Genomic DNA, 13718 nt, shown 5'->3' with positions numbered 1-13718 from the left:
TGTTTAAACCCGTTCCAACGATTTCACAGGTGCGGCATGCGCCGGTACACCGGTCGCCAGGCCCATGGACTTCAGGCGCTCGCCTTCAATGCGTGCAACTTCTTCGGCCGGCACGTAGTAGCCCTGGTCGTCACGCGCAGCGTGAGCAACGAAGACTGCGATGGTGCCCAGCAGGCCAACAGCGGCCAGCCACCAGATGTGCCAGATCATGGCAAAACCGAACACAGTGATCAGCGCACCCATATAAACACCGGTGTTGGTGTTGTTAGGCATGTGGATCGCGGTGTACTTGCCTGGGACCTTGTACGCGGTACCGTTGCGCTTGGCTTCGGTGAAGGCGTCCAGACCCGCATCAACTGGCAGGTGAGCGAAGTTGTAGAACGGAGGTGGCGACGAAGTCGACCATTCCAGGGTATGGGCGTTCCACGGGTCACCGGTCACGTCCATGTTCTGCTTGCGATCACGGATACTGACGAAGATCTGGATCAGCTGGCAGGCGATACCGAACAGGATCAGCACGGCACCGGCGAAGGCGACGTACAGGTAGGGTTCCCACAGTGGGTTATCGGAGTTGTTCAGACGACGCGTCATGCCCATGAAGCCCAGTGCGTACAGCGGCATGAAGGCCACGTAGAAACCGGAGATCCAGAACCAGAACGCTGCCTTGCCCCACTTCTCGTTCAGGGTGAAACCGAACGCTTTAGGGAACCAGAACGCAAAACCTGCGATGTAGCCGAATACAGCACCACCGATGATCACGTTATGGAAGTGCGCGATCACGAACAGGCTGTTGTGCAGCACGAAGTCAGCACCCGGTACGGCCAGCAGTACGCCGGTCATGCCACCGATGGAGAAGGTGATCATGAAGCCCAGGGTCCAGAGTACTGGCGCGGTGAAGCGCAGACGACCCTGGTAAATGGTGAATAGCCAGTTGAATAGCTTCACACCCGTCGGGATGGAAATCAGCATCGTTGCCAACCCGAAGAAGGCGTTGACGCTGGCACCCGAACCCATGGTGAAGAAGTGGTGCAGCCAGACCACGAAGCCCAGGACACTGATCGCGCCGCTGGCGTAGATCATGGACTTGTGACCGAACAGGCGCTTGCCGGTGAAGGTCGAGATCACTTCCGAGAACACGCCGAATGCCGGCAGGATCAGGATGTAAACCTCAGGGTGGCCCCACGCCCAGAACAGGTTGACGTACATCATCGGATTGCCACCAAGTTCATTGGTGAAAATGTGGAAATCCATGTAACGGTCAAGCGTCAGCATTGCCAGGGTAGCGGTCAGGATCGGGAACGAAGCCACGATCAGGACGTTTGCCCAGGTGCAGGTCCAGGTAAAGATCGGCATGTCCATCAGTTTCATGCCAGGCGCGCGCATTTTCAGAACGGTGGCCAGGAAGTTGACGCCCGTTAGCGTCGTCCCCAGTCCCGATATCTGTAGCGCCCAGATGTAGTAGTCCACACCCACGCCAGGACTGTATTGAATGCCCGAAAGCGGCGGGTACGCAACCCAGCCGGTCTTGGCGAACTCACCCACACCCAGGGACAGGTTGACCAGCACGACGCCCGACACCAGCAGCCAGAAGCTCAGGGAGTTCAGGAACGGGTAGGCAACGTCACGGGCACCGATCTGCAGCGGCACTGCAAGGTTCATCAGGCCGGTGAAGAATGGCATCGCCATGAAGATGATCATGATCACACCGTGAGCGGTGAAGATCTGGTCATAGTGTTCGGGTGGCAGGTAGCCTTCGCCACCGCCGGTGGCCATGGCCAGTTGCGAACGCATCATGATGGCGTCGGCAAAACCGCGCAGCAGCATGATCATCGCGACGATGATGTACATCACGCCGATTTTCTTGTGGTCGACCGAAGTCAACCACTCGGTCCACAAGTAGGTCCACTTGCGGTAATAGGTGATAGCACCAACCAACGCGATCCCGCCGAGCGCGATCATGGCGAGTGTCACCATGACTATCGGATCGTGCGGTATCGCGTCCAGACTTAATTTACCGAACATCTCTTACTCCTCTGCCCCAGCAGCTGAATGCATACTCGTGTCCAGCCCGGCGACTTCTTTGACTTCGGCCTCGGCTTTTTTGTGCGGCTTACCACGGTTCATACCTTCGTACTTGTCGACGATGGTCTGGAACAGGTCAGCCGGCACGTTGCCGTAAAGCTCAACCGGGTTGTTTTCGCTTGGTTTGAGCAAGGCTTCGTATTCAGCTTTCTCAAGCTGTTTAGGTGCCTTTTTGACTTCACTGACCCAGGCGTCGAAATCTTCCTGAGAGGTGGAGGTCGCTTTGAATTTCATACCGGTGAAGCCGGCGCCGCTGTAGTTGGCGGAGATCCCGTCAAACTCGGCGTTCTGGTTGGCGATCAAGTGCAGCTTGGTGGTCATGCCCGCCATCGCGTAGATCTGGCCGCCCAGGCCCGGGATGAAGAACGAGTTCATCACCGAGTCGGAAGTGACTTTGAAGTTGATCGGCGTGTTGGCAGGGAAGACGATCTTGTTGACCGTGGCGATGCCTTGTTCCGGATAGATGAACAGCCACTTCCAGTCCATCGCGACCACTTCGATGGTCACAGGCTTGACGTCGGACTCCAGCGGACGGTACGGGTCCAGCTCATGGGTGGAGACATAGGTGAAGTAGCCCAGGGCGATAATGATCAGGACGGGAATGGTCCAAATAGCCACTTCGATCTTGGTCGAGTGCGACCAGTCAGGCGTGTAGGTCGCTTGCTTGTTGGAAGCGCGATATTTCCAGGCAAAAGCGATGGTCATGAAAATGACGGGAATCACCACCAGCAGCATCAGGCCGGTAGCGATCAGGATAAGGTTTTTTTGCTCAATGCCGACCTGCCCTTTTGGGTCCAGCAGCGTGTATTCACACCCGCTGAGAAAAAGCATGCCTAAAAAGGGCAAAATGCCAAACAGTCTGGGGTAACGCTTTTTACTCATCTCAGGACCTCTAAAGCGGCTGCTTCAATGCAATTGTGTTTTGATCGCCAACACTTCTTCCTGCCAAGCGTTAGCATTTATCGGAATTGAGTACGGGCATGCCCAGAAATCAGCTGCGGCTGCGCGGCAAGGCCTGTGTAGTGCGGTGTTAATTATTCTGACTTCTTTAGGCTAGGTGCCCTGTATTCAGACCAAATCCATTTGGTGTGGATATCATTGGAGGGTGTCAGCCCAGCATCGCCGCAGGCGATGCTTATCCGAGTCAGCCAGAAGAGAGCGTTGAAGCTCACTCGATTCTGCGACTCGCAAGCGGTGCCGAACGGAAATTGGGGGCGATTGTAGTGAGCTCGCCTACCCTTGACTATGACTAATTTAGCAACAGTTCTTTACCAAATGTGTAACAATCAACCCTTTCCGGGCAGCTTCGCGACACATTGTCGCACCCGCCAATCTCGCCTTAAAAGCCCGTATTAGAGGGGTTTTATCTCATCGCAAGCGCCCAGTGCGGCGCGCTTTTAAAAAGTTCCGCGCACCCACTGGTTTATGTTTTGCACCCCTACAAAGGTCGAGCACCACGACGGTTACGATAGATCCCCAGCGGCACCAGAATTGTCGTCAGCACGAACGCCACCAACGCCCATTGCGCCAGCGATAACCCCATCACGGGAGGGTAAGGCGTGGAACAGAAGCCATCGACCCGGAACACCAATGGCAGAATCGACGCCAGCGGCAAGCCATCGACAATCGGCTGCAGCGTATCGATACCGCAGCTGACGGCCGGATTCGCCAGGATGTACACGTGTCGTGCGGCCGCAATGATGCCGCCGATGGAGCTGAGCACCACCAGCCCTTCGCAGACGGTCATGGCGCGTGGCCCCCGCATGGCGGCGCCGATGAAGGCGAACAACGCAATCAGCAGCAACGCATAGCGCTGCAGGATGCACAGCGGGCACGGCGCCTCGCCCAGCACCACCTGCATGTACAAGGCGCCACCGATCAAGGCGAGGCAAATCACCCCGAGCAGAACGAGAAACCGCCTCTCGCGATTCAGCCGCAGCAATTGTTCAGTCATTCGCTTTCCTTAAATAGAGGTGTTGGCTCGACAGCGAGCAAGTCTACACCAGCCTATATACGGGTTTGCTGAACAAAACATGTAGGAGCGAGGCTTGCCCGCGAAAAAAACGATGACGCGCACTGCTGAACAACCGCGGTGTCTTCATCGCAGGCAAGCCTTGCTCCTACAGGCGAGCGCCTGCCCGTTCCGGCACCCGTGCAGAATCACTCCAGCGCCGAGGCCGGGCCTAACCGGGTAGGAGACAGCCTTGGCTGCGATGAACGCGCCGCGGTGCATCAGGCAAACCGCGGTGCGTTCATCGCGGCTAAAGCCGGCTACAGGTGCAGAATCACTCCAGCGCCGAGGCCGGGCCTAACCGGGTAGGAGCCAGCCTTGGCTGCGATGAACGCGCCCCGGTGCATCAGGCAAACCGCGGTGCGTTCATCGCGGCTAAAGCCGGCTCCTACAGGTGCAGAATCACTCCAGCGCCGAGGCCGGGCCTAACCGGGTAGGAGCCAGCCTTGGCTGCGATGAACGCGCCCCGGTGCATCAGGCAAACCGCGGTGCGTTCATCGCGGCTAAAGCCGGCTCCTACAGGTGCAGGATCACTCCAGCGCCGAGGCCGGGCCGAAGAACTCGTAGCGGCTCTGTTGCTCCGGCACACCCAGGCTGTTGAGATGGCGTTTGACTGCTGCCATGAACGGTTTCGGCCCCAGGAAGTAGGCATCCACATCCCGCGCTGGTAGCCATTCCCCCAATTGCTCCTGGCTCAACAGCCCCAGTGCGTCGGCTGGCGGGCTGACGCCATCGTCTTCGGCATAGCAATAGAAGCGCTTGAGCTGAGGGTGACGCGCAGCCAGGTCGTCGACCCAGTCACGGAACGCATGCACCGCACCGTTGCGCGCGCAGTGAATAAAATGAATCACACGACCGCTACCCAAGGCCGCCTGCAACATCGCCAGGGTGGGCGTGATGCCAACGCCGCCACTGATCAGCACCAGAGGCTTGTCGCTGTCGTCGAGGGTGAAATCACCCGACGGCGGGAACAGGTCCAAGGTGTCAGCGACCTGCAGATGATCGTGGAGATAATTGGACACCTTGCCGTTGGGCTCGCGCTTGACGCTAATGCGGTACAAGCCGGAATCGGCCAGGGCGGAGAGCGAATAATTGCGGCGGTGCTCTTCTCCCTCGATGATCAGCTTCAGTCCGATGTACTGGCCTGGCTGAAACTTCAGAATGTCGCCGCCGTCCACCGGCGTGAAATAAAAGGAAACGATCTCCGGGCTTTCCTCCACTCTTTTAGAGACTCGGAAGCGACGGGCGCCCCGCCATCCACCCTCGGCCTGTTCCTTCTGTTCATAAACGCCGCCTTCAGCCTCGATCAGGATATCGGCCAGCTGTTGATATGCCGCTCCCCAGGCGCTAATCACCTCAGGTGTCGCGATCTCGCTGCCCAGTACTTCTTCAATGGCGCGCAGCAGGCAGCTGCCAACGATCGGATAATGCTCCGGCAAGATCTGCAAGGCCACATGCTTATTGACGATTCGGGCCAGCAGGCCGCCCAGTTGGTCCAACTGGTCGATATGACGCGCGTACATCAGTATGCCGTTGGCCAAGGCACGGGGCTGATCACCGCTGGCCTGGTGAGTCTGGTTGAACAGCGGTCGCACCTGTGGGTATTCGTGCAGCATCAATTGATAGAAGTGAGTGGTCAGCGCCTCACCACCGCTTTCCAGCAGGGGCACGGTGGCTTTGATGATGGCACGATCCTGGGCACTCAGCATGGGTGACTCCTCAGCCGCTAGGCTTATTAAAAGATGCCTAGGGGTAACAGTATTCGTGCCAACAATAAAAACTAATAAAATCAATAACTTAAATTATTTGTGGTCATTTTGACTCAGAAGGAGTTAGAGTCTATAAGACTTCATGGAGTCATTATGACCGCAAAATCCCTACTGACATCGTTACTGCCACTGGTCAGCGATCTTTCTCGCGACCTGCCTGAAGGTGAGCGCTATCGACGCCTGCTCGAAGCCATGCGCTCGTTGCTACCGTGCGATGCCACGGCCTTGCTGCGCCTGGACGGCGAATGGTTGGTGCCCCTGGCAGTCGATGGCCTCAGTGACGACACCCTCGGCCGACGATTCAAGGTCAGCGATCATCCACGCTTCAAAATCATCCTGGCGAGCCACAAGCCCACACGTTTTGCCAGTGACAGCGAGCTACCCGACCCTTACGACGGCCTGATCGAAGGCTTGCACCAGCAGCTGGAGGTGCACGACTGCCTGGGTTGCCCCCTGTTTGTCGATGAACGCCCCTGGGGCTTGCTCACCCTGGACGCCTTGGCCCCGGAACGCTTCGAAACCATCGAGTTGGATGCGCTGCAAGCCTTCGCAAGCCTCGCAGCGGCCACCGTCACGGTGGCCGCTCGAATAGAGCGTCTGGCCCTCAAAGTAGAGGATGAACACCAGCGCGCGGAGGTCTATCGCCAGGCCAGCGGCCAGCAACCCCATGAGCTGATCGGCCAGAGCAAGCCGCACAAGCAATTGCTCGAAGAAGTCGGGCTGGTCGGCGCAAGCGATCTGACAGTGCTGGTCACCGGCGAGACAGGCGTTGGCAAGGAATTGGTTGCCCAGGCGCTGCACGCGGCCTCCACGCGCGCCAACAAACCCATGATCAGTCTTAACTGTGCGGCGCTGCCCGATACGCTGGTCGAAAGTGAATTGTTCGGCCATGTGCGCGGCGCCTTCACCGGCGCCACGAGCGATCGGCGCGGCAAGTTCGAACTGGCCAATGGCGGCACCTTGTTTCTGGATGAAGTGGGCGAGTTGTCTTTGCAGGTTCAGGCCAAACTGTTGCGTGTGCTGCAAAGCGGGCAACTGCAACGCCTGGGTTCGGACCAGGAGCATCGTGTCGATGTGCGCTTGATCGCCGCCACCAACCGCGACCTGGCAGAAGAAGTGCGCAGCGGACGCTATCGCGCCGACTTTTATCACCGCCTGAGCGTCTATCCCCTACAGATCCCCCCCTTGCGTGAACGCGGCCGTGATGTCCTGCTGCTCGCGGGTTACATGCTGGAGCAGAATCGATCGCGCATGGGCCTGGGCAGCCTGCGGCTGACGTCCGATGCCCAGGCCGCACTGCTGGCCTACGACTGGCCGGGCAATGTCCGTGAACTGGAACATCTGATCGGGCGATCCGCGCTCAAGGCACTGGGCCGTCATCACGATCGCCCCCGCATTCTGAGCCTGAGCGCCGCCGATCTGGAGTTGCCCGTGTTCGGAATCGGCCCCACACAACCTGCTACCGCTGGCGCAGACATGGCTGCCGCTGCACTGCCCAGCGGCGATCTGCGCCAAGCGCTAGACCACTACCAGCGTCAACTGATCGAAGCCTGTTTGATCCGCCATGAACACAACTGGGCCAGTGCGGCCAGAGAGTTGGGACTGGATCGCGCCAACCTGAGTCGACTGGCACGGCGACTGGGCCTTAAGTAAAGGCTAAAGGCCAGCCTCTTCAGGTCGATAACCCGGCAATGCCTCTTTTTATGCTCTGACCCAGAAGGTTTCCATGGCTTCCAACAATGCTCGCGCAGACTCGCTGTCACTCCTGCTGTTTACCTTGCGCACTGGCAAGCTCATGGCAATCAACCTGCTGAAAGTCAGTGAGATCATCCCCTGCCCTACCCTGACGCGCTTGCCCGAATCACACCCGCACGTTAAAGGCATAGCGACCCTGCGTGGCGCGGCGCTGTCGGTCATTGACTTGAGCCGGGCGATTGGCCAATTGCCGCTGCTCGACCCTGACGGCGGCTGCCTGATCGTCACCGATATCAGCCGCTCCAAACAGGGGCTGCATGTACAGGCGGTGAGCAAGATCATCCACTGCCAGAGCGCCGACATCCGCCCACCGCCCTACGGCGCCGGCGCTCGCTCGTTTATCACCGGGGTGACTCAGGTCGATGGCGTGCTGGTACAAATACTGGATATCGAAAAGGTCATCCATGGCATCGCGCCCAATCCCGATGAGGACATGCTGGGGGAGTTGACGATGGAAGAGGCTGAATTGTTGGGGCATGCCAACATTCTGATCGTGGACGACAGCCAGGTGGCCTTGCAGCAATCGGTGCTTGCCCTGCGCTCACTGGGGATCGACTGCCACACCGCCCGCAGCGCCAAGGACGCCATTGCCACGCTGCTTGAATTGCAGGGCACCCAGGCAGAGATCAATGTGGTGGTGTCTGATATCGAAATGTCGGAAATGGATGGGTATGCCTTTACCCGCACCTTGCGCGAAACACCGGATTTCAAACACCTCTACGTGTTGCTGCACACCTCACTGAACAGCGCCATGAACAGTGAAAAAGCCCGGGCCGCAGGTGCCGACGCCGTGTTGACCAAGTTTTCCTCGCCGGAGCTGACCGAATGCCTGATCAGGGCAGCGCGCACCGTGACACTTCAGACGGGAGACGCTGCCAGTACTAAGCCAGCACCAGGATACACACTGTAACCACACGGCCGCGCAAACGATTTGCGCATCCTAAAGGCTACGGCATAATCAGCCCACCGTGCCCACCGGACGTTTTCATGAAAGCTTTCATCCCAGCGTTTCTGGCCCTCGCCTTTGCAGGCCACGCCGCAGCCTCCAGCCCACAAGCCTGGGCCGCCCTCGACAAGCAGGTCACACGTGCCTGTTTATCTGTCAGTGAATTGAAAGAGGCCAAGGCCGTTGGCAAGACCGCGCAGTTCGACGACCGGGTTGGCTATGTCGCGCTGCTGCTGGAGGGGCGTTACCCTCAAGCGCACATGAAAAACCAGAAAGGCACCGAGCTTTGCCTGTTCGACAAAAAGCGCAAGGCCGCCTTCGTGACCGAATGGAACCCAGCACCCGTCCTTAAAGGCAGATAAAAAAGCTCAAGCCTCGGATCAATACACTCAGCAACGGCGAGTCATAAAGGCTGGCAACCAGCACCAGGCTGATTGCCACACTCGCGGACAGCGCCCATCGAATCAGCGGATCATTCCTGCCCACCGCCAGTAGGGTAAGAAGCATCCAGGGCAGCAGTGCCAGGCTGCCCTGGATGCCATTGAGCCAGGGTGAAGTCGACAGTAGCAATATCGGAATCAGTACCAACGACACTGTCAGCAATTTCTTGTGCATCAGGCTAGTCAAAAGGCCGCCTTGTTTTGGGCTGATAGAGAAGACAGCAAGTCTCTCCAGTCGCTGCACCTGGCTCTACGGGGCATTTCCGGCGGATGAGTAGGAATTAGCTGAAAGAATTAACCGTAATGACGACTTCACTGACAGGTTTCGGCTTGACCGCCATGGGTGGCTGCCAGAAGCTAACTGACAGCGCTGTCAGTTAGCCGTCACACTGGTGACCGGCACTCAGGTTTATAAGTGAATATCGTCAGCCCATTATTCGGCGCACCGCATCCATGCGTACCCCTCTGAAAGCTTCTTTAATTGTCGGCCTGCTGATTGCCCTGGCGGCGGCCTATTGGGTCATCAATCGCCCAACAACGACTAAACCTGCCAGCGTCGCCGCCGTCCCGGTACGCGTGATATCCGTGGGCCAGCATGATGTCCCCCGCTACGCCAGTGGCATTGGCACAGTGTTGTCGCTGCACAGCGTCACGATTCGCCCGCAAGTCGAAGGCGTGCTGACCAAGCTGGCGGTCAAGGAGGGTCAATGGGTCAAGGCCGGTGATCTGCTGGCCACCATCGATGACCGCTCGACTCGCGCCAGCCTTGCCCAGGCACAGGCCCAGCTCAGCCAGAGCCAGGCGCAACTTCAGGTAGCCGGTGTAGATCTCAAGCGCTATCGCCTGCTCAGCGAGGACAACGGCATCTCCCGCCAACAATTGGACCAGCAGCAAGCGCTGGTCAACCAGCTCAACGCCACCCTCCAGGGCAACCAAGCGGCGATTGCCGCAGCGCAGGTGCAGCTTTCCTACACACAGATTCGCTCTCCAGTCACCGGTCGTGTCGGCATCCGCAATGTCGACGAAGGTAACCTGCTGCGCGTCGCTGACACTGAAGGCCTGTTCAGCGTGACCCAGATCGATCCGATCGGTGTCGAGTTTTCCTTGCCGCAACAGCTGCTGCCCACCCTGCAAAAGCTGATCGCTGCCCCGTCACCGGCACACGTGAAAGCCTATCTGGGCGGTGATGGCTCGGATGAAACCTCGCTGCTGGCCGAGGGGCATTTGAGCCTGATCGACAATCAGGTCAGCGGCACGACCGGCACCATCCGCGTCAAGGCCGAATTCGACAACCCCCAAGCCAAACTCTGGCCGGGCCAACTGGTCACGGTAAAAATCCAGACCGCCCTGGACCGCGACGCCCTGGTGGTGCCGCCACAGGTGGTGCAACGCGGAATTGACCAGCATTTTGTCTACCGGGTGCAGGGCGACAAGGTTGAATCCGTGCCGATCAAGGTGCTGTATCAGGACAGTGACCAGAACATCATCGAAGGTGTCGGCGCAGGCGATGTGCTGGTGATCGATGGGCAATCTCGGCTCAAGCCGGGGGCCCGCATTGCCATTGCCCCGGAACCTGCCAATAACGAAGAAGTGGCCGCCAGTCGGAGGCAGCCATGAACATCAAGGGTCGAGGTTCGATTTCGGCCTGGTGCGTCGATCACCCGGTTGCCACCTGCCTGCTGAACCTGGCCCTGGTGCTGCTCGGCGTCCTGGCTTTTGTACGCCTGCCCGTTGCACCGCTGCCAGAGGCCGAGTTCCCCACCATCCAGGTCAACGCCCTGCTACCCGGTGCAAGCCCGGAAACCATGGCCTCTTCGGTGGCTACACCGCTGGAAGTGCAATTCAGTGCCATCCCCGGCATGACCCAGATGACCTCCAGCAGCGCCTTGGGCTCAACCAACCTGACCTTGCAGTTCACCCTCGACAAAAGCATCGACACCGCCGCCCAGGAAGTCCAGGCCGCCATCAACACGGCTGCCGGGCGCCTGCCCCAGGACATGCCCAACCTGCCGACCTGGCGCAAGGTCAACCCGGCCGACAGCCCGGTGCTGATCCTGACCGTAAGCTCAGCACAAATGCCCGCCAACGAACTGAGTGACTACACCGAAACCTTGCTGGCCCGGCAACTGAGCCAGATCGACGGCGTTGGCCTGATCAACATCACCGGCCAGCAACGGCCGGCCATTCGGGTCCAGGCCGCCCCTGAAAAACTCGCGGCCATTGGCCTGACCCTGGCCGACCTGCGCCTGGCCATCCAGCAAACCAGCCTGAACCTGGCCAAGGGCGCGCTGTATGGCGAGGGCAGCGTGTCGACCCTGTCGAGCAACGACCAGCTGTTTCACCCAGAAGACTACGCACGCTTGATCGTGTCCTACCGCGATGGCGCACCGGTCCACCTCAAAGACGTGGCCAAGGTGATCAATGGCGCGGAAAACGCCTACGTCCAGGCCTGGTCCGGAAATGAGCAAGGCTTGAACCTGGTGGTGTTCCGCCAACCGGGTGCCAACATTGTCGAGACGGTCGACCGGGTGCTGGGCGCCCTGCCTAAACTGGAAGAAATGCTGCCGGCCTCGGTCAATGTCTCGGTGCTCAACGACCGCACCAAAACCATTCGCGCCTCGCTGCATGAAGTCGAGCTGACCCTGATGATCGCCGTCTTGCTGGTGGTGGCAGTGATGGCGATGTTCCTGCGTCAATGGTCGGCCACGTTGATCGTGACCAGCGTGCTGGGGGTATCGCTGATTGCAAGCTTTGCCCTGATGTACCTGATGGGCTTCAGCCTGAATAACCTGACGCTGGTGGCCATCGTGATCGCGGTAGGCTTTGTGGTCGACGACGCCATCGTGGTCGTGGAAAACATCCATCGCCACCTGGAAGCCGGCGACGACATGCGCACCGCCGCCATCAAGGGCGCAGGCGAAATTGGCTTTACGGTGCTTTCGATCAGCTTTTCGCTGGTGGCGGCGTTCATTCCGCTGCTGTTCATGGGGGGCGTGGTCGGGCGGCTGTTCAAGGAGTTCGCCTTGACAGCCACTTCAACCATCCTGATCTCAGCCCTGGTGTCGCTGACCCTGGCGCCGATGCTCTGCGCGCAGTTCATGCGCAATCCCGGCCATCGCCACGGCCCGGCCTTCGGAGAGCGCCTTTTGCGTGGGTATGAGCGCCTGCTGGTCCGTGCCCTGGCCCATCAGAAGCTGATGCTGGGTGTTTTCGGGTTGACCCTGAGCCTGGCGGTCGTTGGCTATATCGCCATTCCCAAAGGGTTTTTCCCGGTGCAGGACACAAGCTTCGTGCTGGGCACCACCGAAGCCGCCGCCGATGTGTCGTACCCGGACATGGTCGCCAAGCACAAGGCACTGGCCGAGATCATCGGCGCCGACCCCGCGGTGAAGGCCTTCTCTCATTCGGTGGGCGTGACCGGCAGCAACCAGACCATCGCCAACGGTCGTTTCTGGATCTCCCTCAAGGATCGAAGCGATCGGGATGTTTCTGTCAGCCAGTTCATTGATCGCATCCGCTCCAAACTGTCCAAGGTGCCGGGCATCGTCCTGTACCTGCGCGCAGGGCAGGATATCAACCTCAGCTCCGGCCCCAGCCGCAGCCAGTACCAGTACGTCCTCAAGAGCAATGACGGCGATGCACTCAATCTCTGGACCCAACGCCTGACCGAACGCTTGCGCGCCATCCCGACTTTTCGCGACCTGTCCAATGACTTGCAACTGGGCGGCAGCGTCACTCATATCAGCATTGACCGCCAGGCTGCTGCGCGCTTCGGCCTGACCACCACCGATGTCGATCAGGCGCTTTATGACGCCTTTGGCCAGCGCCAGATCAGCGAGTTCCAGACCCAGACCAACCAGTACAAAGTCATTCTGGAGCTGGACGCCAAACAGCGAGGCAAGGCCGAAAGCCTCAACTATTTTTACCTGCGCTCACCGCAAAGTGGCCAAATGGTGCCACTCTCGGCGCTGGCCAAGGTTGATCCGCCGACCATGGGTCCGCTCTCGATCAGCCATGATGGCCTGTTCCCGGCCGCCAACCTGTCGTTCAACCTGGCACCCGGTGTCGCCTTGGGCGATGCGGTCACTATTCTCAACCAGACCCAGGCCGAGCTGGGCATGCCCGACTCGATCATCGGGACTTTCCAGGGCGCCGCACAAGCCTTCCAGAGTTCGCTGTCGAGCCAGCCGTGGCTGATCCTCGCGGCGTTGGTGGCGGTGTACATCATTCTGGGTGTGCTTTATGAGAGTTTCGTGCACCCACTGACGATCATTTCCACACTGCCTTCGGCGGGCCTGGGCGCCTTGCTGCTGCTGTGGCTATGGGGCCAGGACTTTTCGATCATGGCGTTGATCGGGATCGTGTTGCTGATCGGCATCGTCAAGAAAAACGGCATCCTGATGATCGACTTTGCCCTCGATGCCCAGCGCAGGCTGGGCTTATCGCCGGAGGATGCCATCCATCAAGCCTGCGTGACGCGCTTTCGGCCGATCATCATGACCACCCTCGCCGCGCTGCTCGGTGCCCTGCCCCTGATGTTCGGCCAAGGCGCCGGCGCTGAAATGCGCCAACCCCTGGGTATTGCCGTGGTCGGTGGACTGCTGGTGAGCCAGGCCCTGACCCTGTTCACCACGCCGGTCATATACTTGACACTGGAGCGGCTGTTCCACCGGCGTCGTAGCGTTGCCCAACCTCAGCCGCAGACCCATTGAGAA

General features: G+C 59.3%; 10 protein-coding genes. 5 read left to right on the top strand and 5 right to left on the bottom strand.

The window, feature by feature from the left end:
- Positions 1-3 precede the first annotated feature (3 nt).
- The 4 genes from cyoB to hmpA all read right to left on the bottom strand — a co-directional run bounded on the left by cyoB (position 4) and on the right by hmpA (position 5802).
- Complete coding sequence (cyoB, locus tag AC3IX4_RS04495) at positions 4-2022, bottom strand: cytochrome o ubiquinol oxidase subunit I (RefSeq protein ID WP_489259426.1); 2019 nt, start codon at positions 2020-2022, stop codon at positions 4-6.
- Positions 2023-2025: 3 nt separating this feature from the next.
- Positions 2026-2964, bottom strand: a complete 939-nt coding sequence (gene cyoA, locus AC3IX4_RS04490; RefSeq protein WP_489259425.1) for a ubiquinol oxidase subunit II — start codon at positions 2962-2964, stop codon at positions 2026-2028.
- A 556-nt stretch (positions 2965-3520) separates the two neighbouring features.
- Positions 3521-4036, bottom strand: coding sequence for a disulfide bond formation protein B (locus AC3IX4_RS04485; protein ID WP_489259424.1), 516 nt, complete (start codon positions 4034-4036; stop codon positions 3521-3523).
- A gap of 587 nt (positions 4037-4623) precedes the next feature.
- Positions 4624-5802 carry an NO-inducible flavohemoprotein gene (gene hmpA / locus AC3IX4_RS04480; RefSeq protein WP_489259423.1) on the bottom strand — a complete coding sequence of 393 codons (1179 nt, stop codon included), beginning with the start codon at positions 5800-5802 and terminating at the stop codon, positions 4624-4626.
- A 153-nt stretch (positions 5803-5955) separates the two neighbouring features.
- On the opposite strand from hmpA, the gene norR reads away from it, so the two are divergent.
- From norR to AC3IX4_RS04465, 3 genes are all read left to right on the top strand, one after another.
- A complete protein-coding gene (gene norR, locus AC3IX4_RS04475; protein ID WP_489259422.1) occupies positions 5956-7515 on the top strand; it encodes a nitric oxide reductase transcriptional regulator NorR in 1560 nt (519 codons plus the stop codon).
- Positions 7516-7588: 73 nt separating this feature from the next.
- Positions 7589-8527 (top strand): chemotaxis protein CheV, encoded by a 939-nt coding sequence (locus AC3IX4_RS04470; protein WP_489259421.1) that lies wholly within the window; start codon positions 7589-7591, stop codon positions 8525-8527.
- A 77-nt stretch (positions 8528-8604) separates the two neighbouring features.
- Positions 8605-8925, top strand: coding sequence for a hypothetical protein (locus AC3IX4_RS04465; RefSeq protein ID WP_489259420.1), 321 nt, complete (start codon positions 8605-8607; stop codon positions 8923-8925).
- On the opposite strand, the gene AC3IX4_RS04460 is transcribed toward AC3IX4_RS04465, so the two are convergent.
- Positions 8912-9178, bottom strand: coding sequence for a hypothetical protein (locus tag AC3IX4_RS04460; RefSeq protein WP_489259419.1), 267 nt, complete (start codon positions 9176-9178; stop codon positions 8912-8914). The genes AC3IX4_RS04465 and AC3IX4_RS04460 overlap by 14 nt on opposite strands.
- Positions 9179-9456: 278 nt before the next feature.
- Here AC3IX4_RS04460 and AC3IX4_RS04455 point away from each other — a divergent pair, with 278 nt between their 5' ends.
- Positions 9457-10620, top strand: coding sequence for an efflux RND transporter periplasmic adaptor subunit (locus AC3IX4_RS04455; protein WP_489259418.1), 1164 nt, complete (start codon positions 9457-9459; stop codon positions 10618-10620).
- Entirely contained in the window at positions 10617-13715 is a 3099-nt protein-coding gene (locus AC3IX4_RS04450; RefSeq protein WP_489259417.1) for a multidrug efflux RND transporter permease subunit, read from the top strand. Before AC3IX4_RS04455 ends, AC3IX4_RS04450 begins: the two co-directional genes overlap by 4 nt.
- The last annotated feature ends 3 nt before the right edge of the window (positions 13716-13718 follow it).

The sequence above is a fragment of the Pseudomonas sp. KH_021 genome (genome assembly GCF_057838865.1).
The sequence above is the reverse complement of the archived record's forward strand: the minus strand, read 5'-3'. Positions and strand labels throughout refer to the sequence as shown.